Source organism: Bradyrhizobium sp. DN3, assembly GCF_041357655.1.
In the GTDB taxonomy this organism is placed as follows: domain Bacteria; phylum Pseudomonadota; class Alphaproteobacteria; order Rhizobiales; family Xanthobacteraceae; genus Bradyrhizobium.
In genome coordinates this window covers 55,236-81,199 of the sequence record NZ_JAULLN010000008.1, presented here as the reverse complement: position 1 = coordinate 81,199, position 25,964 = coordinate 55,236, and the positions used below count along the sequence as shown (strand labels likewise).

The window sequence follows — 25,964 nt, the reverse complement described above, 5'->3', positions numbered from 1 at the left end:
TCCCCTGGAGGGGGAGGGTCGATCGCGCGTAGCGCGAGCGGGGTGGGGTGACAGTCTCTCCTCGGAGGCGCTGCCCACCTGGAGAGATCACCCCACCCCGCTACGCATTTCGCTTCGCTACATGCGAAGCGACCCTCCCCCTCCAGGGGAGGGTGGAAGAGCGTGCGTACCTCTCACCGAGTTGCGCTGTCCGGCAAGCAGCTGCTCGGCTTCAGCCGCGATGCGTTCGACGATCTCCGCCGCGGACGGAATGTCATGGATCAGGCCGACCGCCTCGCCGGCAAAAACCGCAGCAATCTCGAAATTGCCCGCGGCCTTCGCCGCAGCATACTCCACAGCGACCTCGCTTGCGCGCTGCATCAGCTCGATCTCGCGGCCAGTCCAGCGCTTGATGTGATCATTGACCAGCGAGCGCGCGGTGAACGGCGCCGGCCAGAACAGATTTCGCGACCAGTCGAACACGACACCGCGCACGGTGTCATTGCCATTAGCCGCGCGAATGCGCTGCTTCGCCTCCTCCGCACCATTGGCCTCCACGCTGGCATAGAACCGCGTGCCGATCAGCACGCCGGATGCGCCGAGCATCATCATTGCGGCGAGGCCCCGGCCATCGGCGATCCCGCCGGCCGCGACGACAGGCACGCGCCCTGCCGCGAGATCGACGATCGCAGGCACAATGTCGATCGTGGTGCGTGATGCGCCATGGCCGCCAGCTTCGGTGCCTTGTGCGACCAGGATCTGCGCGCCGGCATCGAGCGCCTGCTTCGCCATGTCCTCGCTCTGCACTTGGCAGATCAATCGCGCGCCGCCCGCCTTGATGCGCGGCGCGAACGGCGCGGGATCACCGAATGACAGCATGATGGCCTGCGGGCGAGCGTCGAGTGCGATGTCGAGCAGTTCGGGCTGTTTTGCGAGGCTCCAGGTGATGAAGCCGATACCGAACGGCGCAAAGCCCTTCAGCTCCTTGGTCTCGGCCTCCAGCCGGGCCCGCTCGCCGTAGCCACCACCCAGGATTCCGAATCCGCCGGCACCGCTGACGGCACGGGTCAGCCGGCTGCCGGCGATGGTATCCATGGGCGCCAACAGGATGGGATGCTTGATCCCAAGAAGCTCTGTCAGCGGCGTCGCGATCGGCATGCGTCCTCCCACTCTGGACAAGAACACTAGGCGCGAATAGCATTCTCTAAAATTGAATTCTAGAGAACGCTACCATCTCAAAAGCGGAACGACGCCATGGAACTCAGCGATCTCCAGACCTTTGCCGCCGTCGCCCGCACCGGCGGCATCACCCGGGCCGCGGAAGAGCTCAATACGGTGCAGTCCAACGTCACCCAGCGCGTGAAGGCGCTGGAAGCGGAGATCGGCACGGCGCTGTTCGAACGTCACAGCCGCGGCATGACGCTGACCGGCGCCGGCAAGCGCCTCCTGCCCTACGCGCAAAAAATGGCGGCGATGTCGCGCGAAGCCTTGCTCGCCGCGCGTGACGATGGCGAGCCGAAGGGACCGCTCGCGATCGGATCGATGGAGACGACGGCGGCCGTGCGGCTGCCACCGCTGCTGGCGGACTTCCATCGCCGTTTCCCCGCCGTGCGACTTTCCTTGCGCACCGCCCCGACCGCCGACCTCGTCGCCGCTGTGCTCGACGGCACGCTCGACGGCGCCTTCGTCGCGGGTCCCATCGCGCATGCCGATCTCATCGCGACGAGCGCCTTCCGCGAAGAGCTGGTGCTGGTCAGCGCGCGGCGCTGGGCTTCGCTGGCCGAGCTGCGCGCCGGCACGCCGGAATCCGGTCCGACCGCGCTGGTGTTCCGCACCGGCTGCACCTACCGTCAGCGGCTCGAGCAGGTGTTCGTCGAGTTCGGCTGGCCGTCGGCGGCGCGTTTCGAGCTCGGCACGCTCGACGGCATGATCGGCTGCGTCGCCGCCGACATGGGCGTGACGCTGCTGCCGCGCGCGGTGGTCGAATGCAGCGCGATGGACGGCAATGTGTCGATCCACACGTTGAGCGCCTCGCACGCGCGCGTCGAGACCCTCTTCATCCAGCGCTGCGCCGGCCATCAAACCAGCGCGCTCAGTGGCTTTGCCGCGTGCCTAACGAAAGATGACGACGTCATCGCGGCCTGACGCGACGCAATCCGTTCCACTGCGCGAAATTCACCGTCACAAATCTGTCGTACTTGAAGCCATCCACGCTGCGTTGCGTTCAGCCGTCGCAGCGCTGCGCGTGGAAAAACTTTGAAGGCCGCTCTCCTTCTACGTTAGGATGAATGACTGGCCGGCGCGAAACCATAACGAAGCCAAAACATCGGGAGGACTATCGATGCGCAATACGCTCGTGTTGTGCTGTGTCGCTGCGTTGTCGGCGATATCAGGAACTGCAAGCGCACAGGACTGGACCAAATCGAAATGGGGGCCGAACGACGAGATTGGCGCCGCCAACTACATGACACCCGAGCTCGTGGTGAAAGCCGCGTCGCTGGTGAAGACCGGCAAGACCTATGCTTCGGCATTCCCGTCACGCCGCAGACACCAGCCTATCCGCCGCGCGCGTTCAAGCTGACCATCGTGCAGCCCGGACAGGCCGGCAGCCCGGGTCTCGGTCCGAACAAGGCAACCTATAACGACGATATCCTCGACACCTGGGTCGGCATCGGCAGCCAGCTCGACGGGCTCGGCCATCTCGGCGTCGAGCATGTCTATTACAACGGCAACAGGCTCGCCGATTTCGCCGATCCCAACGGGCTGAAGAAGCTCGGCATCGAGAAGGTGCCGCCGATGGTCACGCGCGGCGTGCTGCTCGACATGGCCGCTTATTTCAACACCGACGTGGTCAAGGAAGGCACCGCCTTCAACGTCAAGGAGATCGAGGAAGCCGCCAAGAAGCAAGGCGTCGAGATCCGCCAGGGCGACGTCGTCATCTTCCACACCGGCTGGCTCAGCCTGATCGGCAAGGATGACAAGCGCTATTCGGCGGGCGAGCCCGGCCTCGGCGTCGAGGGTGCGAAGTATTTGACGAGCAAGGGCGTCGTCGCGATCGGCGCCGACACCTGGGCGCTCGAGGTGCTGCCGTTCGAGTCCAAGAACGTGTTCGAGGTGCACCAGATCCTGCTCGCGATGAACGGGACCTACATCCTCGAGAACATGGACACCGCCGCGCTCGCACGGGACAAGGGCTATGAATTTCTGTTCGTGCTTGGCCAGCCGCGCTGGACCGGCGGCGTGCAGGCGATGATCAATCCGATCGCAATCCGCTGACGCCCACACGGGCCCTAAGGAAAGTCGGGTGAGGGTCATGCGGTGTCTCTGCGGAGCGCAGCGCTGCCCTCACCCGAACGCCGCGTCGGTCCAGCGGCTCGGCGAACCGAAGCACTATTTGAGTCGAATGTCCTCGTAAGACTCGATCCGGCGCGGGCCGACCGAGGTCGCCTCGTGCGAATCCGCGTCGACGAGATGGCCGAAGTCGAGCTTGGTCAATTTCGTCAGGTCTGCGATCGAGACCTGGAAGACGCTGACATCCTCTTCGGACAACCGCTCGAGCAGATCCGCCTCCTGGATTCGATCGATCTCCATGACCTGCTTTCGCTGGCTCATCAGGAATGCCGCCGCCTTGAGACCATCGTCGTCGCGTCGGATCAGGATTTTCCAGAAGTATTTCGGAATTTGAACGCCGCCGAAGCTCGGATCCTTGTGCGACTTGCCGGCCGGATTGGGCAAATCCGATCCGTCGGCATCCGGTCCGTCGAAGACCGGACCGTTCATCACGATGCCCTTCTCCTCACCTTCGAGCAGGACATCGCGCGTATAATCCTCCAGTCCGGCCCAGAGCTGCTTGCCCTGGTTGAACGAGAAGAATTGCGGCGAGCAATTGGTGAAATGGAAGGAATCGTCGCCATGCTGCTTGGCCGCGGCGACGGTGTCGCCCCAGGTCGCATCCAGCCGGCGCACGAGATGACCGCGATCGAACGGATTCTTGCTGCGGTCGGCCTCGAAGGTGGCCTGCTTGCGGTAGAACTCGTCGCCGATCTGGGCCTCATCGTCGATGCGTGGATCGCGCAGCCAGGAATCGCCTTCGCGCTTGCCGACGTCCTGCTGCTCGCCGCCGTCGATATTGACGCAGCTGAAGAAGGCGAGCCGGCGCGCCTTGTTCATGACGACACTATAGTTGAAATATTTCAGCTCGGACTGCTTGGAGCTGCCCTTCAACATCGCAACCCGGGATTTGAGGGCGGCGGGTATCTTCGGCAAGGGGACGGAAAATTTGCCGCTGCCGAGAAAATTCGCCTTGTAGCCGGGCCGCGATTTCAGCGTGCTCTGATCGATGTGCACCGCCTCCATGGGCAGGCCGTTCTTCGCGCTGATGTGAGGCAACAGGCCGACCGGCGGGACGATCAGGGGCTTGCCGCCGTTCTGCATGCCGCCGTTCGGCGCGCCGCCATTGCCCCCAAGGTTCGGAACGGGCGCCGGTGGGGCAACCGGAATGTCCTTCCTGAACATTGGCAATGGCACGCGGATCGGGACCACCAGCGAGCTTCCGTCGACAGACTGCTCGACCCAGACACTCGCTCCGAAGGGAGCTGCAGCGGCGGGGCGCGGCATTTTCGCGACCTCCTGCCGGGTCGGCGGCTCCTCCTCGTCGAGCACCGGCTTGATCAGAGGATGTGAGCCCACGGAAACCTTGAGATCGGCGACGATCGCGCTGATCCGGATGCCCTCGTTGGCGATCCAGTCGATCGAGGTTTCGTCCATCGAGGCATCCCACACTTTGCCATCCTTGGTCAGCGTGCGGCCCCGCGTATCCTTTCTCGGCACGCCGCTGTGGTGCAGCGCGACCACCTGCCAGAAGCGGTTGAACGCCGGCGAGCCCGACGAGCCGGCCGTGGTATCGGTGTTGTACCAGAGGAAGTCACCGACATATTTGAGCAGCTTGTTCTCGCGGACGCAGACCTGCTTCATCTGCCCGCTGGGATGCTGGACGATGGTGAGGTACTCGCCAGGGTCCGCCTTGCCGGGCGCGCCACTGAGCGGCAGCCATCCCCAATCCTCGAGGTGTTCGTCGCCTGACACCGACGTCGGCGCCACCGCGACGATCGAGAAATCAAGCCTGTCGTTGGTGTAGAAGAATTTGCCCGGCTCGAATCCGAATCTGACCGGCACGCGCTCTTGTCCCGAAATGTCCAGTTCGTAGTTGAAATCGGCGATCGAATTGGCTGCATCGGACGGCCTGCCGAAGACATGATGGTTCGTGAGCAGCAGGCCCGGCCCGATCAGAAAGCCCGAGCCATAGCCGAGCAGATTTGACCTCATATCCCTGAGCTGGATGCGACAGACCGGGCGCGAGGCCGCCGTACCCTTGGCGAGGTAGTTGATGCTGTCGAGATCGTTGCCCTGGATGATCCGCTCGAGGCCGATCTCGGCCGCCTGCACGTCCCGTGTCTCGGCGAAGAGCTGGCGCTGGCGCAGGCGTTTCTTCTCGACCGTCATCTCGATCGGGCCGTCGCCCAATTTCCGGTTCAAGGCTTCCGGTGAAAACTCGGCTTGCTTGAATCGCCTTTCTGAGCCCGCGATCAGGCTTGGCTTGATGAACATGATGACCTCTCGAAAATTCGGATGAATATCGACGCGCGGACGCTGAAAATTGCGCCAAGGCTGCAGTGCGGCCTGATCTGCCGTTCACTACCAATGATTGTTCAAATCGGGGTTGGGTCCCCCACTACTTTAGCCTGATAATCCTATCGCGCCACAACCAACGCGTCAATTGATGCCGGCTGCCGCGCGCGCGGCATCATGTCATGGGGAGCAGCTTTGCTTGTGTGAACTACGCAACAAATGATCGATGTTCTCGCATGGTGCATCACGGTTTCGAAAAGCTCTTCTTTGAGATCGGCCCAAAAGACGAGCTTCCGTCGCTAGCCCCTCCGGTGCCACCGCCGCAGCGCCACCAGAGCCCAGATCGCCTCTACGAGGCCGAACGGCCAGGCGCCCTGCAGGAAGCCGTAGGCCGAGCCGAGTGCGCAGGACGCCGCGAACAGCAACACGAACCAATGGCTGCGGTCTTCCAGTGCATAGCAGACCAGCATCGCCGTCACGGCAAACAGGCCGAATAGTGTCAGTGCATCCATGTCCAGGGTTCACTCCGCAGCGCGACGCGTGATATGCGCTAAGGCCATGCCGGCTCTTATCCTGCCACTCGTCGATGCTGCAACCCACTGGCCCTCGCGCGGCGCGCTGATCGGGCTCGACCTCGGCACCAAGACCATCGGCGTTGCCGTGTCCGATCCCGACCGGCGGTTAGCGACCGGCGTCGAGACGATCCAGCGCAAGGCGTTCAAGCAGGATGCCGCCCGGCTGCTCGCGATCGCGGCCGAGCGCAAGGCGACCGGTTTCGTGCTCGGCCTGCCCATCAACATGGACGGCAGCGAGGGCCCGCGCGCGCAGTCGACCCGCGCCTTCGCCCGCAATCTCGCCGGCCTGACCGCGCTCCCCATCGGCCTCTGGGACGAGCGCCTTTCGACCGCAGCGGTCGAGCGCGAGCTGATCGGCATGGATGTCAGCCGCGCCAAGCGCGCCGAGGTGATCGACGAGCATGCCGCGATCTTCATCCTGCAAGGCGCGCTCGACCGCCTCGCCAATCTTCGCGCGAGCCCGGGGACGGACTGATCCATGGCCGTCGTCATCGCAGCGCTGCTGCCGGTCTTCGTCCTCATCGTGCTCGGCGTCGTGCTGAAGCGCAGCCTGATGCGGCTCGACACGCAGTGGCACGGGCTGGAGCGGCTGACCTATTTCGTGCTGTTTCCGATGCTCCTGATCCAGACGCTGGTGAAGGCCGACCTCTCCAAGGTGCCGGTCGCCGGCGTCGGCGGCGCGCTGCTGCTGTCGGCGCTCGCGATGTCGCTGCTATGCCTCGCGCTGCGCCCCGCTTTGTCGCGGCTCGGCATTGACGGGCCCGCCTTCACCTCGATCTTTCAAGGCGCAACGCGCTGGCAGACCTTCGTCGGGCTGTCGGTCGCCGCCAACCTGTTCGGCGACGTCGGGCTGGCGCTCGCCTCCGTGGCGATGGTCGCGATCATTCCCCTGGTCAACGTGCTCAGCGTCGTGGTGCTCGCCCATTACGCCGCGCCCGAAAAGCAGCCCGCACGCGCCGTCATCATGACGGTGATCCGCAATCCCCTGATCTGGGCCTGCGTGATCGGGCTTGCGGTCAACCTGACGCACCTGCCGCTGCCGAAGCTCTGGCACGAGGTGGCGGACGCGCTGAGCCGCTCCTCGCTCGCGATCGGCCTGCTCGTCACCGGCGCCGGCCTGCATCTCGAAGGCCTCTTGCGCCCGAGCATGGGAGCGGCGATCGGCGTCGTCTTCAAGCTCGCGCTGATGCCCGCGCTCGCGCTGGTGCTCGGTGCCTGGTTCGGGCTCGCCGGCGATAGCCTCGCGATCGTGGCGATCTGCGCGGCGGTGCCGACCTCGCCCAGCGCCTATGTCTTGGCCCGCCAGATGGGCGGCGATGCGCCGCTGCTGGCGCAGATCATCACGCTGCAGACGATTTTTGCGGCCATCACGATGCCAATGGCGATCGCGCTGGCGGCCTAAGACTCGTCATTGCGAGCTCCCTCACCTCGTCATTGCGAGGAGCCCTTGCGACGAAGCAATCCAGAATTCCTCCGCGGAACGATTCTGGATTGCTTCGCTTGCGCTCGCAATGACGGAGTATGAGACCTCAGACACCCAGCCACATCGTCAGCACCACTGCGGTCAGATTGTTGAGCGCATGCAGCACGGTCGTGAGCCAGAGCGAATTGGCGCGATAGCGCATGTAGCCGAACCACAATCCGATTGTGAAGACCTCGGCAAGGAAGTACACGTCATACTGCAGGTGCACGACCGTCCAAACCAGCGACGACAGGAGGATCGCGCCAGGCACCCGCAGGAAGCTTGCCGACCAGCCGCGATAGAGGAAGCCCCGCGCCAGGACTTCTTCCGACATCGGCGCAGCGACGCTGAAGGCGAACAGCAGCACCATTGCGGCGCCCTTGTCGCGGCCCGATTTCAACAGATCGGCCATGAACCCCGGCGTCGCCTCGCGGCCGAGCGCGCGCGACATCGTCTCCCAGACCAGCACCAGCAGGATGAGCCCCACGGCGCCGAATGCCAGTTGCTTCCAGGCCGGCCAACGCAGCGCGAGGTAATCGACGAAGGACGCCTTCTTGATACGAATGGCAAGCCAGACCGCAGCCAGCGTCGCTGGCAGACCCATGGTGACCGACAGCGCCAGCGCCTGGGGCTCACGGCCGACAAGTTGCAGCGAAGCGAGGTCCATGGGCAGACCACGCTCCGCCACCAGCAGAACGATCGCGCCGATCTGCCCGACGAACATCGCGACGAAGATGAGGAAGCCCCACAGCGCGGTGCCCCAGAACATCCAGACGTGCGGTGTCGCAGGCGTTACCCTCAATGGCGGATGATCGGGATTAACGGAGTCCATCAAAAGGCTTTCGTTTGGGAGACTCACGGCAGCGCGCGCTCCAGCAGCGCGCGCACGTCGGCGCTGTCGAGCTCCACGGCACCGTACATGCTGGCGTGATTGGCAGCGAGACGCGTGCTCGCGAACAGTTCGGCATCGTGCGGTGACACGCCGTTCAGCGCCGCAGCCGCAGCGAGCAGCGCCAGCTTCTCGACCGCAAGCCGCGCGACCCGTTCGCCGTCGGCGCGGCGGAAGGTCTTGCCGATGAACGCGGCGGCCTCACCCGCTCCGGGCAGCCCTTTTGTCTCGGCCGCCAGCGCTTGCAGCACCGCCATCGCCGCCTCCGGCTCGCGCGAGAGCGCGCGCAGCACGTCGAGGCACATGACGTTGCCTGAACCTTCCCAGATCGCGTTGACGGGAGACTCGCGGTAGTGACGCGCCAAAATGCCGTCCTCGACATAGCCGTTGCCGCCGAGGCACTCCATCGCCTCGTAGAGAAACGGCGGCGCGCTCTTGCAGGTCCAGTATTTGATCGCCGGCGTCAGCAGCCGCATGTAAGCGGCCTCCGCCGCATCGTACGGCGTGCCGTCAAAGGCGCGGCAGAGCCGCATCACCAAGGCTGTGCTCGCCTCGACATGCAGCGCCATGTCCGACAGCACCGCTTGCATCAAGGGCTGATCGGCGAGATGCTTCTGGAACACGCTACGGTGACGGGCGTGATGCAGCGCATGTGCGAGGCCCGAGCGCATCAGGCCGACGGAGGCGATCGCGCAATCCTGCCGCGTCAGTTGCACCATCTGGATGATGGTGCGGATGCCCTTGCCCTCCTCGCCGACCGCTTGCGCATAGGCGCCGACGAACTCGACCTCCGAGGAGGCATTGGAGCGGTTGCCGAGCTTGTCCTTCAGCCGCTGGAATTGGATCGCATTCACCGAGCCATCCGGCGCAAAACGCGGCATGAAGAAGCAGGTCAGCCCAGCGTCTGTCTGCGCCAGCACCAGGAATGCGTCACACATCGGCGCCGACATGAACCATTTGTGGCCGATGATGCGGTAGGCATCGCCGTCGCGCACTGCGCGCGTCATGTTGGCGCGGACGTCGGTGCCGCCCTGCTTCTCGGTCATGCCCATGCCGAGCGTCATGCCGCGCTTTTCCCACCACGGCGCGAAGCTGGGATCGTAGCTTTTCGTCGACAGCACCGGCATCACGCGCGCGAGCAGATCCGGCTGCATCGCCAGCGCGGCCACGGAGGCGCGCGTCATCGTGATCGGGCAGAGATGGCCGGTCTCGACTTGCGCGGCGATATAGAATTTTGCCGCGCGGATGACCTCGGCGGCATCGCCCGCAGGCTTCCCGTCCGCCGTCCACGTCGAATTGTGCACGCCGGCATGCGCGCTGTGCGCCATCAGCTCGTGATAAGAGGGGTGAAACTCGACCTGGTCGCGGCGATTGCCCTTGGCATCGAAGGTGCGCAATTTTGGCGTGTTCTCGTTCGCGACGCGCCCGCGATCAGCCATCGCGGCCGAGCCCCAGTGCTTGCCGAACTCCGAGAGCTCGCGTTCCGCCGCCGCACCGCCATTGGCCTTGACCGCCTCGACCAGCGGCCGATCCACCGCGAACAGGTCGACCTCCTCGAACGGCGGCGACTGGTTGAAGACCTCGTGGGTCGCAAAGCTCGGCTGGATCATGGTGCTTCCGATCGACAGTATCTCGCCGCGGGCGGTGCCACCTCTCCCGACGGGAGAGATCGCGCCGCAGGCGCGGGTGAGGGGTTACGCTCGAGCGAGGGACCTGATCCCCTCACCCGGCGCTTCGCGCCGACCTCTCCCCTTGGGAGAGGTAAACCTGCTCGCGGCTGCTTCCGCCTCAATTGAACTCTACCTTGTTCGCGGCTGGATCGGGAAGTCATAGGCCGCCCCGCCCGCCCCCGGCAGGGAAAAATGCCACCACTCTTTCGAATAGTTCACAAAGCCTTGCCTGGCCATCGCAGCCACCAGCCGCTTGCGCCAGGCGCGCTGGACCGGGTTGATCGATGGTGCCGCAGTATGGCCCTTGGCGTCGGTACAGTCATAGCCGGTGCCCATGTCGACACTGCCCTCCGGCGCCCGCGCCTCGGCCTGTGCCGTGCAATCGGCATAGATCCTTGACGGATCATATTTGGTGGAATTGTCACCCTTGAGATCGACCAGAGTGAGATCGAGCGCCGCCCCGGTGGAATGCTGCGAACGGCTCGCGATGTAGCCGAGGCGGAACAGCTCGGTCTTGGGAATTTTGGGATTGTAGCGCCGCTCGGCGGCCGTCTCGTGGCCGTTCTGCGACCACTTCACCATGTCGAGCGAGGCCCGCGCCGGCCGGTAGCAGTCGAACATCTTGAGCGAGAGATTTTGCGCCGCCAGTTCCTCTTGAACCGCCTTCAGCCGCAGCCCCACCTCCCGCTTCACCACGCATTCGCCGGCGCCATAGCCGGCGAGCGGACGGCCGACGAAATTGTTCGATGTGGCGTAGCGGATGTCCTGGGTGATGCTGGGGTCGATGTCGCGCAGGTACACGAAGCCGCCGGGCAGCGATTGGGCGTGGGTAGGCGAAACGATAGCCATCACGACGGTCGCAATCAGAAGTGATCTCACGCTATGGCCTCCGGACCGTCATACCCGGGCTTGCCCCGGCCATCCACGTTCTTTTGCGTCAAATGCGATAGAAGAACGTGGATGCCCGGCACAAGCCGGGACAAGCCCGGGCATGACGGAGAGGATAACGTCGCGCCGCCCGCACCGACAGATCAGGGGATAACTCACTTCCTCACCTTTGCCCCTTGCTCCCCCCGCCATCCCCCCCTATAGCTCTGCTTTTAATGACATCGAAATCGACCTTCGTCCTCGGCCACCGGCATTTGCTGGGCATCGAGGGCCTTTCCGCGGCCGACATCACCGGCCTCCTCGACCTGTCCGAAGAATATGTCGAGCTCAACCGTCAGGTTGACAAGAAGCGCACCGTCCTGCGCGGACGGACGCAGGTGAACCTCTTCTTCGAGGCCTCCACCCGGACCCAGTCCTCGTTCGAGCTCGCCGGCAAGCGGCTGGGTGCCGACGTCATGAACATGTCGGTATCCTCGTCCTCGATCCGCAAGGGCGAGACCCTGATCGACACCGCGGTGACGCTGAACGCGATGCACCCTGACATCCTGGTGGTGCGCCATCATGCCTCTGGCGCAGTGGAACTGCTGGCGCGCAAGGTCGACGGTTCCGTGATCAACGCCGGCGACGGCGCGCATGAGCATCCAACTCAGGCCCTGCTCGACGCGCTCACCATCCGCCGCAACAAGGGCCGGATCGAAGGCCTCGTGGTCGCCATCTGCGGCGACGTGCTGCATTCGCGCGTCGCCCGCTCCAACATCATCCTGCTCAACACCATGGGTGCCCGCGTCCGCGTCGTCGGCCCCTCCACGCTGTTGCCGCCCGGCATCGAGCGGATGGGCGTCGAGGTCGCGCGCGACATGCGCGAGGGCCTCGAAGGCGCCGACATCGTCATGATGCTGCGGCTGCAGCGCGAGCGCATGAACGGCTCCTTTGTGCCGTCGTCATCGGAATATTTCTATTATTTCGGGCTCGACCAGAAGAAGCTCGCCTACGCCAAGCCGGACGCACTCGTGATGCATCCCGGCCCGATGAACCGCGGCGTGGAGATCGACTCGATCGTGGCCGACGGCGCGCAATCCCTGATCCGCGAACAGGTGGAGATGGGCGTCGCCGTGCGCATGGCCGTGCTGGAAGCGCTCGCCCGCAACCTGCCGAACGCGTGATGCCGATGTTGACCGACCGCCGCCCCATCCTGCTCGCCAACGCCCGCGTCGTCGATCCCTCCAGGGATTTCGATGGTGTCGCCGACGTCCTCATTGCCGACGGCATCATCCGCGAGACCCGTCGCGGCATTGGTGCGGCCGGCGTCCCCGAAGGCACCGACATCGTCAATTGCACCGGCAAGATCGTGGCGCCGGGCCTGATCGACATGCGCGCCTTCGTCGGCGAGCCCGGCCTCAGCCACCGCGAGACCTTTGCCTCGGCGAGCCAGGCCGCCGCGACCGGCGGCATCACCACCATCATCTGCCAGCCCGCCACCTCGCCCGTCATCGACAATTCGGCGACGGTCGACTTCGTGATGCGGCGCGCGCGCGACACCGCGATCGTCAACATCCAGCCGATGGCGGCCCTCACCAAGGGCATGCACGGCGAGGAGATGACCGAGTTCGGCCTGTTGAAAGCCGCCGGCGCGGTCGCCTTCAGCGACGGCGACAGGAGCGTGACCAACGCCCAGGTGATGCGCCGCGCGCTGACCTACGCCCGCGACTTCGACGCGCTGATCGTGCATCACACCGAGGATCCCAACCTCGTGGGCGAAGGCGTGATGAACGAGGGCGAGTTCGCCACCCGGCTCGGCCTGATGGGCATTCCGAATGCCGCCGAAGCCGTGATGCTGGAGCGCGATCTGCGCCTCGTCGCGCTCACCGGCGGCCGCTACCACGCGGCGTCGCTGACCTGCATCGATTCCCTCGAGATCCTGGAGCGTGCCCGCGACGCCGGGCTTACCGTCAGCGCCTCCGTCTCGATCAATCATCTGGCGCTGAACGAGAACGACATCGGGCCCTATCGTTCGTTCCTGAAGCTGTCGCCGCCGCTGCGCACCGAGGACGACCGCCGCGCGCTGGTGGCGGCGCTCGCCTCCGGCCTTCTCGACGTCATCATGTCCGACCACAATCCGCAGGACGTCGAGGTCAAGCGCCTGCCGTTCGCGGAAGCCGCTCCCGGCGCCGTCGGACTCGAGACCATGCTGCCCGCGGGCCTGCGCCTCGTGCATAATGGCGAGATGGAACTGAAGACGCTGATCCGCGCGATGTCGACCCGACCGGCCGAGCTGCTCGGGCTACAAGGCGGAACCCTGCGCGCCGGCAGCCCGGCGGATGTCATCGTGATCGACCCCGATACGCCGTGGGTGGTCGATCCCGCCGACCTCAAATCGCCCTGCAAGAACACCCCGTTCGACGAGGCGCGCTTTACAGGCCGCGTGGTGCGCACCATTGTCGGCGGACGGACGGTGTACGAGCATGTCTGACGCGCGCGATCGTTCGACATGGAGATCCAGCCTTTGGAGCTGCCGCCATGGGGCTTGAAGCATTTTTGCCGGTGGCCTTCGTCATCGGCTATCTCCTCGGCTCGATTCCGTTCGGGCTGATCCTCACCAAGCTCGCGGGCACGCAGGATATCCGCTCGATCGGCTCCGGCAGCATCGGCGCCACCAATGTGCTGCGCACGGGACGCAAGAGCCTTGCCGCGGGCACCCTGCTGTTCGACGCGCTCAAGGGCACCGTGGCCGTGGTGATCGCCGGCTACGTTGCAGGCCCCAATGCAGCCATGGTGGCCGGGCTCGGCGCGTTCCTCGGCCATCTCTTCCCGGTCTGGCTCAAGTTCAAAGGCGGCAAGGGCGTGGCCGTCTATATCGGCATCCTGCTCGGCCTGTTCTGGCCTGGCGCCGTCGTGTTCTGCCTGCTCTGGCTGGCGACCGCCTTCACCACCCGCTACTCCTCGCTCTCCGCGCTGGTGGCGGCATTCATCACGCCGATGTTCCTGTGGTGGTTCGGGCACCTCGCATTGTCCGCTCTGACAGCGGTGCTGACGCTGTTGCTGTTCTACGCGCATCGCGAGAACATCAAGCGCCTGCAAGCGGGCAAGGAAAGCCGGATCGGCGAGAAGGCCTAGAGCGTTTTCGAGCGAAGCGGATGCCGGTTTGCGTCAAGAAGACGCGTCAAACAAGAATCCGGAGCCGGGCGTCTACACTGAAGCGGTCCTTCCACATTATATCCCAAATCCTGTTCGCAACTTGCGGCCGAATCACTGTTGTATTGGCCGGCGGGGTTTCGGGGCTGTCATCCCTGACAGCGTGGATAGCGTTACGCGGTAGCTCAGAATGAGCGAGAAGATTGTCGGCGCGCATGACGGGGTTGGTTCGCAGGGTGCTTCGGGCACCGCAGCGAGCCGACTGCTTTCGATGACCAACATCTGGTCCGATGCGGCCTCGCCGCCTCCCGCACCAGAACCTTCTCACGCTTTACCGCAAGCACCACAGCCTGAGCCCTTCGCGAAAGCCGACGCTCCCGTCGATATCGTCATGACGAAGGCTGCACCGGTCACGCCCCCGCGGACGCATGCCGATCAATGGCCGCCGCGAAAACTGTCGCTGGCGCTTCAGGGCGGTGGCACGTTCGCGGCCTTCACCTGGGGCGTGCTCGAGCGGCTGCTGGAAGAGCCGTCCATCGCGATCGACACCATCAGCGGCGCCAGCGCCGGCGCCATCAACGCGATCCTGCTTGCCTCCGGCTTTGCCGAAGGCGGCCGCGAAGGCGCCCGGTCACGGCTGAACCGGTTCTGGCTCCGCCTGATGCATGAAGCCTCGTTCCGCGCGCTGATGCTGGTCGGCGGCTTCTCGCCGGCGGGAAGCTCGGTCGCGTTCGGGCCGACGCTGCGCTCCGGCCATTTCGATCCATTCGACCTCGATCCACTGCGGCAGGCGCTGTCGCGCGACATCGATTTCGCCGCCCTGCGCCATCCGAACTGTCCCAAGCTCTTGATCGCAGCGACGCGGATCCACGACGGCCAGCAACAGATCTTCCGCAATGACGCTGTCACCGCCGACGTCGCGCTGGCCTCGACCTGCCCGCCCCTCGTCCACTGCGCCGTCGAGATCGACGGCGAGGCCTATTGGGACGGCGGCTTTGGCGGCAACCCGCCGCTGCTGCGGCTGGCGCAGGAAACGACGACATCCGATGTCCTGCTGGTCCAGGTCACGCCGGCGCGCGACAGCTACGTGCCGATCACGCTTGCCGCGATCGACCGCCGGCTCGACCAGATTGCAGCCAACGCCGCGCTCAACGCCGAGATCGCCGCGATCGAATGGGCGCAGGCTCATGCCGCGCCATCGCTGCGGCTCTCCAGGATCGCAGCCGAAGACTTCGTTGACGGGCTGGCGCAGCGCTCCTCCACCGATCTCGGCCGCGGCTTCATTCGCCTCCTGCACCGGAGTGGCCGCGAGGCCGCGGAGCGCTGGCTGAAGCAAGGCACCGCTGTCAGTGCGCCCTCACCTGCATCCGATCAGCGTATCGCTCCAGCCGAACCAGCGCTGGTATAGGGGGTGACGAAGTGTGAGTCTGCCGGCGGTCGCAGCTCACCTCTCCCCAACGGGGAGAGGTGTATCGAGTCCCGGAGGCGCATCGATTCAACCAAGTCGCATCCCGCGCTAGCCTGATTTCGCCAGCGCGTCCTCCAGGAACCAGGCCGCTGCGAGTGCGAGCGGATCGTTGCCGAAGCGCGCGATCACCTGCACGCCGATCGGCAGGCCGCCGACCTTCAGCACCGGCACGTTGACGCAAGGATTGCCCATCAGCGTCCAGAGCCGGTTGTAACGGGGATCGCCCGTGGTCGCGAGCTCCTTGGCCGGCGCCGTACCTGGCGCGGAATAGGTCAGGAGCACGTCGACGCCCTCGAACAGCTCGCCAAGCTCGCGGCGGCCGCGCCGGCTGATCCGCCGCGCCTCGTCATATTCCTTCGGCGTCAGGCCGACCGTCGCATCGAGACTGGCGCGCAGCATCGGCGCGATCTCATCGTGGCGCTCGGAAAACTCCCAGGCGAGTGCGCGATGCGCCTCGAAATCCTGGACGATCGGATGGATGCGCCAGGCCTCCTGCACCGCTTCGGGCAGATCGATGATCTGCACGCTGGCGCCGGCGCGCGTCGCCGCCTTGATCGCGGCTTGCAGTCCCTCTTCGGCCGCCGGCTCTACTGGGCCTGCGAACTCCTGCCTGACGACGCCGATCCGCGGCGACTTCGCTGCGGTGACGCCGGAGAATTCGCTGCGCCCCGTCATCGCCAGCAGCCCGCGCGCGAGATCCTCCGCGCGCGCGCCGAACAGGCCGACCGTGTCGAGCGCCCACGAATAGCATTTGACGCCGACCGTCGGCAGCATCCGGAACGACGGCTTGATCGCGGCGGTCCCACAATAGGCGGCGGGGCGGATCACAGAGCCGCCAGTCTGGGTGCCCAGCGCCAGCGGGATCATGCCGGCGCCGACGGCTGCCGCGGAGCCCGAGGATGAGCCGCCCGGCGAATGGCCCGTATTGTGCGGATTGCGCGTCGGCGTGGGATCGCGCGAGGCGAACGCCGTGGTCGTGGTCTTGCCGATGATGGTGGCGCCCGCCCGCTTCAGCATCATCACGACCGGCGCATCCGAGCGCGGCTGCCAGCCGCGATAGATTTCCGAGCCCATCTCGGTCGGCATATTGGCGGTGTCGATGATGTCTTTGATGCCGACGGCGATGCCGCGCAGCGGACCGGCGCCTTGCGCCTTCGCAGCCTTGTCGTGGCGAACGAAGGCGCGGACGTCCTTCTCCTTGGCCTCGATCGCCGCATGCGATTGGGCGATGGCAGCGTCAGGCGAAAGCTCGCCCGCTTCAATGCGGCGCTGGAGGTCGGCGAGTGAGATCATGGCAGCATCCATTTCTGACGACAAAATTTTTAGAGGGAGTAACTAGCGCAGCATAAGCAGCAGCGAATAAGCCTGCCAGCAAAGCCGCGCCCCCGCAGTCAATCGACCGGAGCTCGACCGAGCCAAAGCAACCAGCCGCCGGATTCCGCTATCCACAGTTTTCTCCTAGTTTCCTCGAATTTCAGATCAACTCAAGTGTAGGCTGTTCATTCAGGACGGTACACGCGATGCTTACGGACGAAGGCAAAATCGGGATTGGCCTCGCCCTTGTGGGGCTTGGTGGCGCGGGAGCAATCATGGTTGCGCCCGAGCAGATGTGGATCGGCTGGACAATGATCGCATTCTGCGCGTCCGGCGGGGCCATGTTGATACTATATCTTGTCTGTTCGAACCTGAGAGAAAGGAAAGGCTTCGTGCTTTTGCTGGTTGGCACCGCCCTAATCATTTCGGGAGCCGTACTAGGACTCGTCGGCGCCATGAGGATGGACGCGTCGAAGCAGCAAACCGCCGTTCAGCAAAAGTCCAACAATACGCAAGCTGATATTCTTTTCGACTGTCATTTCGACGTCCTACCAAGGATCGGTCCCCCCGATGGCAAAATCCAAATATTTGAAATGCCAGCATCAGGAGCGGAAGAGGCCCATCTCATAAACTATCTCACCAAGCCAGCCGAGCAGATCGATTGGCACAAGTTCAATCCGCCATGGTCGCTTCTTACCAGTATCTATCGCTGCGACCTGACCGCAATAAAAGATCCGCCTATATTCGAAGCGTCCTTCAATCTCGAAATAACTTACTATGAGGCCGTGCCATATCTACCGACGGATGTAATTTCCGTGGGCGAAGGCGTGGCATCCATTGACGGCAAACAATTGAGGTCAGGGAATGTGGTGAGGAGAGAGACCTCCAATTTCAAGATCAGGAGGCTCGACGCTGCGACGCCATATACATTCTATATCGCAAACCGTACCCGATACTTCGCTACGGTGCGCGTACCAAAAGACGGCTCTGGATTCCGTGTTGGCCGTGAGAACGAAACTACAATGGCCGTGGGTAGCAGTAGTCCCTACGAGATGTTCTTTAGTCCAGTCGCGGCTCCTTAAGCTCTTCGCATAGCCGTCGGGTCGACAATTCGGCCCGAAAGTACAGAAGAGTTACTGCCGAGCCCTATCAATCAGAGCCTGAATGGCCGAAGAGTAGAGTTGCTCACGCCCTCAGGTTGCTCCATGCTGCGTCCACAAGGAGACGCCGTGGACGCCATCAATCCAAGCGTGGAGCTGACCGAGTCTGAGCGGATCGACCGCCTGCGGCTGATCCGCTCCGACAATGTCGGGCCGCGCACCTTCCGTTCGCTAGTCGACCATTTCGGCACCGCGCGCGCCGCGCTGGAGCGGCTGCCGGATCTGGCGCGCCGTGGCGGTGCGCAGCGATCGGGGCGCATTTGTAGCGCCGATGAAGCGAAGGCCGAGCTCGCCGCGAGCCGCAAGTTCGGCATCGCCTGGCTCGCGCCCGGCGAAGACGGCTATCCGGCGCGGCTCGCAACGCTCGACGATGCGCCGCCATTGCTCGCCGTGCGCGGCGACGCGAAAACCTTGATGCGGCCGATGATCGCGATCGTCGGCTCGCGCAACGCCTCCGGCGCCGGCTTGAAGTTTGCCGGCCAGCTTGCGCGCGAGCTCGGCGAAGCCGGTTTCGTCGTCATCTCCGGCCTCGCCCGCGGCGTCGACCAGGCCGCGCATCGCACGAGCGTCGAAAGCGGCACGATCGCCGTGCTCGCCGGCGGGCACGATTGCATCTATCCGCCCGAGCATGGCGACCTGCTCGCCGCGATCCTCGACCACGAGGGCGCCGCGATTTCCGAGATGCCGCTCGGCCATGAGCCGCGCGCCCGTGACTTTCCCCGCCGCAACCGCCTGATCTCCGGTGCGTCGCTCGGCGTGGTCGTGGTGGAGGCGGCGCACCGCTCGGGCTCGCTGATCACCGCGCGCATGGCGGCCGAACAGGGCCGCGAGGTGTTCGCGGTGCCCGGCTCGCCGCTCGATCCGCGCGCCGCCGGCACCAACGATCTGATCAAGCAGGGCGCAACGCTCGTCACCGAGGCCGCCGACATCGTCAATGCGGTGCAGCCGATCATGGAGCGCCCGCTGATGCATCCGGCGAGCGAGCCCGACAGCGAGCCGTTCGAGAGCGATCCGCAAGGCCACGATCGCGACCAGATCACCGGCCTGCTCGGCCCTGCCCCAATCTCGATCGACGATCTCGTACGGATGTCCGGCGCCTCACCCGCAATCGTGCGCACCGTGCTGCTGGAGCTCGAGCTCGCCGGCAAGCTGGAGCGTCACGGCGGCGGGCTGGTGTCGCTGCTTTAGAGAGCTGGCCCGTACCTTACCCTCCCCTGGAGGGGGAGGGTCGATCGCGCGAAGCGCGAGCGGGGTGGGGTGATCTCTCCACGAGCAACACTGTTCGACGTGGAGAGACTGTCACCCCACCCCGTCTCACATTTCGCTGCGCTCAATGTGAGCCGACCCTCCCCCTCCAGGGGAGGGTAAAACCATCCCGATGGCACGAGGGACGCATCTACTTTTCATTCTTAATTCAGCACCACGAGATGAACCGCGGCTCGCATGGGTCAATCGGAATTGATTGCGCGTCAGCCGTCGTTGCGCTCGTCAAAGCGCGTCCGCGCCGCCTCGATCTGCACCAGATGGTCCTTCGCCCATTTGCCGAGCGCCTCGACAGGCTGCGACAGCCCGCGGCCGAGATCGGTCAGCTCATAATCCACGCGCGGCGGGATGGTCGGAAAGATCGTGCGCGTGACGAGGCCGTCGCGCTCCAGCCCACGCAACGTCAAGGTCAGCATCCGCTGCGAGATGCCGTTGATCATGCGCTTCAGCTCGTTGAAGCGTTTCGGCCCGTCGCTGAGCATCATGATGACGAACACGCTCCATTTGTCGCCGACGCGGGACAGCACGGAGGCGACCCCACGACAATCCGCATGGTTGGGATCCGGCCTTGGATCGGGCCTTGTATCCGACCTTGGATTTAGCCTCGGCGGAGCAGGCAAATCGGTGTTCTCAGGTTTCAATAATGTGCCCATGGCTCAAAAAAGTGCGTTCTTGCGGGGATTTCGACAGTCACTCATGTAGCGCGGGTTACAAACTTATACCATGGGTGACCCCAATGAAACTCCTCCATATCGACTCCAGCGTCCTCGGCCCCCACTCCGTCAGCCGGCAGGTTTCCGCCGCCATCGTCGACCGGCTGCGCCAGGCGATGCCCGGGCTCGACATCACCTATCGCGACCTGACCCAGACCCCGCTCGCCCACCTCTCCGGCTCGCACCTGGCCGCCGCGCAAGGCGCACCCGTGCCGGCGGAACTCGCACCCGACCTCGCCGCGAGCGCGGCCGCTCTGGACGAGTTCTTGGCCGCCGACACCGTCGTCATCGGCGCGCCCATGTACAATTTCACGATCCCAAGCCAGCTCAAGGCCTGGATCGACCGCATCCTGGTGGCGGGGAAGACTTTTAAATATGGCGCAGCGGGGCCAGAGGGGCTCGCCGGCGGCAAGCGCGTGATCGTCGCGATCTCGCGCGGCGGCTATTACGGCGCGGGCTCGCCCGCCGCAGCGCTGGAGCACCTCGAAAGCTATCTGCGCGGCGTATTCGGCTTCATGGGCATCCATAATGCCGAATTCATTATCGCCGACGGCATCCAGGTCGGGCCAGACCACCGCGAGAAGTCTCTGGCCGGCGCGCTCCAGGCCGCAACCAGCCTGCGCGCGGCCTGAGATCATACCGACATCATCAGTCGCCGCGGCATCGCCTGCGGCGGCTGATGGACGGCTGCGCCATCTGCAAAGCTAAAACCAGACGCCCTGCATGCCCAGGATCACGGCGACGAGCGAGACGAACAGGCCGATTCCGGAAAACAGTGCGACCGCGACGAGTTCGGACCTTCCGGAGCGTTTGGCCGGGGTGGCGGAATTTTCAGTGTAAATACGCGGTGATGAAATCGACGAAAAAATACGGGCTGCTTTCAGCATAACGGACTCCCTTAAAAATGAGTCTTCTGTCTCCTGCCCGTAAAAATGTCTTGGCAGTGCGCGCGGAGGTTCAAGTTCTCACGCAAAGGTTTTTGAATACATCGCGCAAAATGCAGGAACCGGCCGGCGCAACCGCGCGCACTGCGCCAACCGATTCAATTTGCATTTGATCAGCCGCGATAGATCGGCGCGCCGCTCGGAGAGGCCACCGCGCCGCCGTCGACGAAGATCTCCTGGCCCTGCACATGGGCGGAATCATCGGAGGCGAGGAACAGCACCGTCTTCGCAACGTGATCCGTTTCGCCGATGCGGCCGAGCGGCGTCGACAGCGCGATACGCTTCTCGAACGCCTTCTCGGCCTCGGGCGTCGCGACCGCAGGTCCCCAGATCGGCGTGCGGATCGCACCGGGCGCCACCACGTTGACGCGAATGCCGCGCGGCGACAGTTCCGAGGCCATGGTCCGCGCCATCGCGCGAACGCCGGCCTTCGCGGCGCCGTAAGCCGAGTAGCCGGGAATGCCGAGCACGGAGATCACCGAGCCGTTGAGGATGATCGAGGCGTTGTCGTTGAGATACGGCAGCGCCGACTGAACGGTGAAGAACACGCCGGTGAGGTTCGTGCTGATGACCTTCTCGAACACGTCCAGCGTCGCCGAGCCGAGCGGCGTGCCGCCGGCGATGCCGGCATTGGCGAAGACGATGTCGAACTTGCCGAACGTCTCGGCGCCCTTCTTGATCGCGGCTTCCGTCGCGGCGATGTCGGTGGCGTCGGCGGCGAGCGCCAGCGCGTTCGGCCCGAGCTCTTTCGCAGCTGCCTCCAGCGTCTCCTTGTTGCGCCCGGTGATCACGACCCTGGCGCCCTCGGCCACGAACAGCTTCGCGGTCGCAAGGCCAATGCCGCTGTTGCCGCCGGTAATCAGGGCCGTCTTGTTCTTCAGTCTCACGCTCGCCTCCAGTAGTTGCATGATGAAACTAAGTTGCCATGTAGGGGAAATGGTTTTATGATGCAACCACACAAGCGCGTGATCGCCCGCCGAAAGCGGGCGAACGCGACAGGACGAAAGACCATGGTGAAACGAACGAGCTTTGAGGGCGATGCCTGCCCGATCGCGCGATCGCTGGAGGCGCTCGGCGACTGGTGGTCGCTGCTGATCATCCGCGAGGCGCTGCTCGGCGCACGCCGTTTCGGCGAATTCCAGAGCAAGCTCGGCATGGCCAAGAACATCTTGTCGGTGCGACTGCGGTCACTCGTCGAGCACGGCATTCTGGCGACCGCCCCCGCCTCCGACGGCAGCGCCTACCAGGAATACGTGCTGACGCCGAAGGGCCGCGGCACCTTCCCGATCCTGGTGGCGCTGCGGCAATGGAGCGAGGAGTTCGACGATCACCCCGAAGAGATCGCGACCATCCTGGTCGATCGCGCCAAGGGCCGCCCGGTGAAGAAGCTCGAAATGCGCGCCGAGGACGGCCGGCTGCTCAGCCCGGCCGAGACCACGCTGAAGCCGCGGCCGGCGCCGCGGCGGCGGTCGGCGGGATAGCCGTCGCGCTGACGAGCCTGTGGCAAGCTGTGACCGCACTCTCAATGTCATCGCCCGCGAAGGCGGGCGATCCAGTATTCCAGAGGCGGCGGTGAATACGGAGAGGCCACGGCGTACTGGATGCCCCGCCTGCGCGGGGCATGACAGCCTTTGTGGAGCAACGCCCGCCTCTCACGACAGCTTGCGCCTGCTCCGCAGCCTCAGATGCTCGTCGGCCTCGAGCTGTGTCATGCCCAAGAGATAATGTAACACGTGCAGCTTGTGGCGCTCGGCGAGCTTGCGCAGGGCAGCCGTCTGCTCGGCAATGAAGGCCACCGCCTCATCCACCCCACCTTCCCCCGGTTCCTCGTTGCGCGAGCCTCCCGGCGCGCCTGTTGCGGCGCGCGCCCGTTTCTTTCCTGGCCTAGTCACCAGACCCACCCCGAATCCATGCCCCGCGGAAACATTACGCCGACATCGGCCGCAACTCCAAGGTGGTATTTTGCAACTTTCTCGATATGAAACTTTTCCCATTGCGGCGGCTTTCAACACTCGCCGATTTGACAGGACCGGCCTCACCACCCATGTTCGGGTCGAAACGGCCGACCCGAGTCCTTTCGTATTCGGCCCAAGATTTTCCCGTAAGTTACTGGAACTACATGAATATCGTCATTGTGGAGTCGCCGGCGAAAGCCAAGACGATCAACAAATATCTGGGCTCGTCCTACGAGGTTCTGGCGTCGTTCGGCCATGTCCGCGACCTCCCCGCCAAGAACGGCTCCGTCGATCCCGACGCCAATTTCAAGATGATCTGGGAGGTCGACCCCAAGGCCGCCGGACGGCTGAACGATATCGCGAGGTCACTGAAAGGCGCTGACCGCCTGATTCTGGCGACCGACCCTGATCGCGAGGGCGAGGCCATCTCCTGGCACGTGCTGGAGGTGCTTAAAGAGAAGCGCGCGCTGAAGGACCAGAAGATCGAGCGCGTAGTGTTCAACGCCATCACCAAGCAGGCGATCTCGGAAGCCATGAAGCATCCGCGCCAGATCGACGGCGCGCTGGTCGACGCCTATATGGCGCGCCGCGCCCTCGACTATCTGGTCGGCTTCACCCTCTCCCCCGTGCTGTGGCGCAAGCTGCCCGGCGCGCGCTCGGCCGGCCGCGTGCAGTCGGTGGCGCTGCGCCTCGTCTGCGACCGCGAGCTCGAGATCGAGAAGTTCGTCCCGCGCGAATATTGGTCGCTGGTCGCGACCCTGCTGACCCCGCGCGGCGATGCCTTCGAGGCCCGCCTGGTCGGCGCCGACGGCAAGAAGATCCAGCGCCTCGACATCGGCACCGGCAAGGAAGCCGAAGACTTCAAGAAGGCGCTGGAAGCAGCCGCCTACGCCGTGACCGCGGTCGATGCCAAGCCCGCGCGGCGCAATCCGCAGGCGCCCTTCACCACCTCGACGCTGCAGCAGGAAGCCAGCCGCAAATATGGCTTCGCGCCGGCGCACACGATGCGCATCGCCCAGCGCCTCTATGAAGGCATCGACATCGGCGGCGAGACCACCGGACTCATTACTTATATGCGAACCGATGGCGTGCAGATTGCCCCCGAGGCGATCACCCAGGCGCGCAAGGTGATCGGCGAGGATTACGGCAACGCCTATGTGCCGGACGCTCCCCGCCAGTACCAGGCCAAGGCCAAGAACGCCCAGGAAGCGCACGAGGCGATCCGTCCGACCGACCTCTCGCGCCGCCCCGACAGCATGAGCCGCAAGCTCGATGCCGATCAGGCCCGGCTCTATGAGCTGATCTGGAAGCGTACCATCGCGAGCCAGATGGAGGCGGCCGAGCTCGAGCGCACCACGGTCGACATCACCGCAAAAGCCGGCGGCCGGACGCTGGAGCTGCGCGCCACCGGGCAGGTCATCAAGTTCGACGGTTTCCTCGCGCTCTACCAGGAAGGCCGCGACGACGAGGAGGACGAGGATTCCCGCCGCCTGCCCGGCATGAGCGCAGGCGAAGCCCTGAAGCGGCAGTCGCTCGCCGTCACCCAGCATTTCACCGAGCCGCCGCCGCGCTTCTCTGAGGCATCCCTCGTCAAGCGCATGGAAGAGCTCGGCATCGGCCGACCCTCGACCTATGCCTCGATCCTCCAGGTCCTGAAGGACCGCGGCTACGTCAAGCTGGAGAAGAAGCGCCTGCATGGCGAGGACAAGGGCCGCGTCGTGATCGCGTTCCTCGAGAGCTTCTTCAGCCGCTACGTCGAATACGATTTCACCGCGGGCCTCGAAGAGCAGCTCGACCGCATCTCCAACAACGAGATCTCCTGGCAGGAGGTGCTGAAGGATTTCTGGCGCGACTTCATCGGCGCCGTCGACGACATCAAGGATTTGCGCGTCGCGCAGGTCCTGGACGTGCTCGACGAAATGCTGGGCCCGCACATCTATCCGCCTCGCGCCGATGGTGGCGACATCAGGCAGTGCCCGAACTGCGGCACCGGCCGGCTGAACCTGAAGGCCGGCAAGTTCGGCGCCTTCGTCGGCTGCTCGAACTATCCGGAGTGCCGCTACACCCGCCAGCTCGCCGCCGATGGCGAAGCCAACGCCGACCGCTCGCTCGGCCAGGATCCCGACACCGGCTTCGATGTCTGGGTCAAGGCCGGCCGCTTCGGCCCCTACATCCAGCTCGGCGAGCAGAAGGATTATGCGGAAGGCGAGAAGCCGAAGCGCGCGGGCATTCCGAAGGGCACCTCGCCCAGCGATGTCGACCTCGAGCTTGCGCTGAAACTGCTGTCGCTGCCGCGCGAGATCGGCAAGCACCCGGAAACCGGTCAGCCGATCACCGCCGGCCTCGGCCGCTTCGGGCCGTTCGTGAAGCACGAGAAGACTTACGCCAGCCTCGAGGCCGGCGACGAGGTGTTCGACATCGGCCTCAACCGCGCGGTGACGCTGATCGCGGAAAAGGTCGCCAAGGGCCCGAGCCGCCGCTTCGGCGCCGATCCCGGCAAGGCGATCGGCGATCATCCGACGCTCGGCACCGTCACCGTGAAGAGCGGCCGCTATGGCCCCTATGTCACCGCGGGCGGTGTCAACGCGACGATCCCGGCCGAGTTCGAGAAGGACGCCATCACGCTGCCGCAGGCGATCGCACTGATCGACGAGCGCGCGGCCAAGGGCGGCGGCAAGACCAAGGCGAAGAAGGCGGCAAAGCCCGCCAAGGCCAAGAAGGCTACGGACGGAGAGGACGCCGCGCCAAAGCCGAAGAAACCCGCCGCGAAGAAAGCCGCGGCCAAATCGAAAACCGAATCCACCAGCAAGGCGCGCGCCGCCGTGCCGTCGACGGCCAAGACTTCTGCCACAAAGCCGTCGCCGACCAAGGCAGCCGCCACCAAGGCTCCGGCCAAGAAGAGTGCCGGCAAGAATTAGAGGTTA

The 25,964-nt window shown here is 64.8% G+C and carries 23 protein-coding genes and 1 pseudogene; 13 read left to right on the top strand and 11 right to left on the bottom strand.

Features of this window, described 5'->3' with window-relative positions; translation table 11 throughout:
• Positions 1–117: 117 nt before the first annotated feature.
• Entirely contained in the window at positions 118–1,137 is a 1,020-nt protein-coding gene (locus AAE027_RS14005) for an NAD(P)H-dependent flavin oxidoreductase (RefSeq protein ID WP_370985878.1), read from the bottom strand.
• Between the two features lie 96 nt (positions 1,138–1,233).
• On the opposite strand from AAE027_RS14005, the gene AAE027_RS14000 reads away from it, so the two are divergent.
• Both AAE027_RS14000 and AAE027_RS13995 read left to right on the top strand, forming a co-directional pair.
• Positions 1,234–2,124: a LysR family transcriptional regulator gene (locus AAE027_RS14000; protein ID WP_370985877.1), complete on the top strand. Its 891-nt coding sequence runs from the start codon at positions 1,234–1,236 to the stop codon at positions 2,122–2,124.
• A gap of 196 nt (positions 2,125–2,320) precedes the next feature.
• Positions 2,321–3,255: pseudogene (locus AAE027_RS13995) on the top strand (cyclase family protein).
• Between the two features lie 114 nt (positions 3,256–3,369).
• On the opposite strand, the gene AAE027_RS13990 reads toward AAE027_RS13995, so the two are convergent.
• Together AAE027_RS13990 and AAE027_RS13985 are read right to left on the bottom strand one after the other, a co-directional pair.
• The gene (locus AAE027_RS13990; protein WP_370985876.1) at positions 3,370–5,586 is read right to left on the bottom strand and encodes a DNA/RNA non-specific endonuclease; all 2,217 of its coding nucleotides are present in this window, start codon (positions 5,584–5,586) and stop codon (positions 3,370–3,372) included.
• 320 nt (positions 5,587–5,906) lie between these two features.
• Positions 5,907–6,119 (bottom strand): hypothetical protein, encoded by a 213-nt coding sequence (locus AAE027_RS13985; RefSeq protein ID WP_370985874.1) that lies wholly within the window; start codon positions 6,117–6,119, stop codon positions 5,907–5,909.
• Between the two features lie 46 nt (positions 6,120–6,165).
• Between AAE027_RS13985 and ruvX the strand changes: the two genes are divergently transcribed.
• Positions 6,166–6,657: a Holliday junction resolvase RuvX gene (gene ruvX / locus AAE027_RS13980; RefSeq protein WP_370985872.1), complete on the top strand. Its 492-nt coding sequence runs from the start codon at positions 6,166–6,168 to the stop codon at positions 6,655–6,657.
• A gap of 3 nt (positions 6,658–6,660) precedes the next feature.
• On the top strand, positions 6,661–7,584 hold the full coding sequence (locus AAE027_RS13975) for an AEC family transporter (protein ID WP_370985871.1): 924 nt from the start codon (positions 6,661–6,663) through the stop codon (positions 7,582–7,584).
• 127 nt (positions 7,585–7,711) lie between these two features.
• On the opposite strand, the gene AAE027_RS13970 is transcribed toward AAE027_RS13975, so the two are convergent.
• The 3 genes from AAE027_RS13970 to AAE027_RS13960 all read right to left on the bottom strand — a co-directional run bounded on the left by AAE027_RS13970 (position 7,712) and on the right by AAE027_RS13960 (position 11,052).
• Entirely contained in the window at positions 7,712–8,476 is a 765-nt protein-coding gene (locus tag AAE027_RS13970) for a CPBP family intramembrane glutamic endopeptidase (protein ID WP_370985870.1), read from the bottom strand.
• 23 nt (positions 8,477–8,499) lie between these two features.
• On the bottom strand, positions 8,500–10,143 hold the full coding sequence (locus tag AAE027_RS13965) for an acyl-CoA dehydrogenase family protein (protein WP_370985869.1): 1,644 nt from the start codon (positions 10,141–10,143) through the stop codon (positions 8,500–8,502).
• Positions 10,144–10,332: 189 nt separating this feature from the next.
• Entirely contained in the window at positions 10,333–11,052 is a 720-nt protein-coding gene (locus AAE027_RS13960; protein ID WP_370986054.1) for a M15 family metallopeptidase, read from the bottom strand.
• Between the two features lie 254 nt (positions 11,053–11,306).
• Here AAE027_RS13960 and AAE027_RS13955 point away from each other — a divergent pair, with 254 nt between their 5' ends.
• The 4 genes from AAE027_RS13955 to AAE027_RS13940 all read left to right on the top strand — a co-directional run bounded on the left by AAE027_RS13955 (position 11,307) and on the right by AAE027_RS13940 (position 15,631).
• Positions 11,307–12,254 carry an aspartate carbamoyltransferase catalytic subunit gene (locus AAE027_RS13955; RefSeq protein ID WP_091895998.1) on the top strand — a complete coding sequence of 316 codons (948 nt, stop codon included), beginning with the start codon at positions 11,307–11,309 and terminating at the stop codon, positions 12,252–12,254.
• A 5-nt stretch (positions 12,255–12,259) separates the two neighbouring features.
• Positions 12,260–13,561: a dihydroorotase gene (locus tag AAE027_RS13950; protein WP_370986053.1), complete on the top strand. Its 1,302-nt coding sequence runs from the start codon at positions 12,260–12,262 to the stop codon at positions 13,559–13,561.
• Positions 13,562–13,608: 47 nt separating this feature from the next.
• Entirely contained in the window at positions 13,609–14,205 is a 597-nt protein-coding gene (gene plsY, locus AAE027_RS13945; protein ID WP_370985868.1) for a glycerol-3-phosphate 1-O-acyltransferase PlsY, read from the top strand.
• 208 nt (positions 14,206–14,413) lie between these two features.
• Positions 14,414–15,631, top strand: coding sequence for a patatin-like phospholipase family protein (locus AAE027_RS13940; protein ID WP_370985867.1), 1,218 nt, complete (start codon positions 14,414–14,416; stop codon positions 15,629–15,631).
• Positions 15,632–15,739: 108 nt separating this feature from the next.
• Here AAE027_RS13940 and AAE027_RS13935 read toward each other — a convergent pair whose 3' ends face one another.
• Positions 15,740–16,984 (bottom strand): amidase, encoded by a 1,245-nt coding sequence (locus AAE027_RS13935; protein WP_370985866.1) that lies wholly within the window; start codon positions 16,982–16,984, stop codon positions 15,740–15,742.
• Between the two features lie 227 nt (positions 16,985–17,211).
• Between AAE027_RS13935 and AAE027_RS13930 the strand changes: the two genes are divergently transcribed.
• Complete coding sequence (locus AAE027_RS13930) at positions 17,212–18,087, top strand: hypothetical protein (RefSeq protein ID WP_370985864.1); 876 nt, start codon at positions 17,212–17,214, stop codon at positions 18,085–18,087.
• A 123-nt stretch (positions 18,088–18,210) separates the two neighbouring features.
• Positions 18,211–19,353 carry a DNA-processing protein DprA gene (dprA, locus tag AAE027_RS13925; RefSeq protein ID WP_370985862.1) on the top strand — a complete coding sequence of 381 codons (1,143 nt, stop codon included), beginning with the start codon at positions 18,211–18,213 and terminating at the stop codon, positions 19,351–19,353.
• A 281-nt stretch (positions 19,354–19,634) separates the two neighbouring features.
• Here the strand turns inward: dprA and AAE027_RS13920 are convergent, their stop codons facing one another.
• Positions 19,635–20,081: a winged helix-turn-helix transcriptional regulator gene (locus tag AAE027_RS13920; protein ID WP_370985861.1), complete on the bottom strand. Its 447-nt coding sequence runs from the start codon at positions 20,079–20,081 to the stop codon at positions 19,635–19,637.
• An 83-nt stretch (positions 20,082–20,164) separates the two neighbouring features.
• On the opposite strand from AAE027_RS13920, the gene AAE027_RS13915 reads away from it, so the two are divergent.
• Positions 20,165–20,773: an FMN-dependent NADH-azoreductase gene (locus tag AAE027_RS13915; RefSeq protein ID WP_370985860.1), complete on the top strand. Its 609-nt coding sequence runs from the start codon at positions 20,165–20,167 to the stop codon at positions 20,771–20,773.
• Positions 20,774–20,845: 72 nt separating this feature from the next.
• On the opposite strand, the gene AAE027_RS13910 is transcribed toward AAE027_RS13915, so the two are convergent.
• Both AAE027_RS13910 and AAE027_RS13905 read right to left on the bottom strand, forming a co-directional pair.
• The gene (locus AAE027_RS13910) at positions 20,846–21,028 is read right to left on the bottom strand and encodes a hypothetical protein (protein ID WP_370985859.1); all 183 of its coding nucleotides are present in this window, start codon (positions 21,026–21,028) and stop codon (positions 20,846–20,848) included.
• A 170-nt stretch (positions 21,029–21,198) separates the two neighbouring features.
• A complete protein-coding gene (locus AAE027_RS13905) occupies positions 21,199–21,972 on the bottom strand; it encodes an SDR family oxidoreductase (RefSeq protein ID WP_370985858.1) in 774 nt (257 codons plus the stop codon).
• Between the two features lie 123 nt (positions 21,973–22,095).
• On the opposite strand from AAE027_RS13905, the gene AAE027_RS13900 reads away from it, so the two are divergent.
• Positions 22,096–22,566: a winged helix-turn-helix transcriptional regulator gene (locus AAE027_RS13900; protein ID WP_370985857.1), complete on the top strand. Its 471-nt coding sequence runs from the start codon at positions 22,096–22,098 to the stop codon at positions 22,564–22,566.
• 171 nt (positions 22,567–22,737) lie between these two features.
• On the opposite strand, the gene AAE027_RS13895 is transcribed toward AAE027_RS13900, so the two are convergent.
• The gene (locus tag AAE027_RS13895) at positions 22,738–22,893 is read right to left on the bottom strand and encodes a hypothetical protein (RefSeq protein ID WP_370985856.1); all 156 of its coding nucleotides are present in this window, start codon (positions 22,891–22,893) and stop codon (positions 22,738–22,740) included.
• A gap of 311 nt (positions 22,894–23,204) precedes the next feature.
• Between AAE027_RS13895 and topA the strand changes: the two genes are divergently transcribed.
• A complete protein-coding gene (gene topA, locus AAE027_RS13890; RefSeq protein WP_370985855.1) occupies positions 23,205–25,958 on the top strand; it encodes a type I DNA topoisomerase in 2,754 nt (917 codons plus the stop codon).
• Positions 25,959–25,964 lie beyond the last annotated feature (6 nt).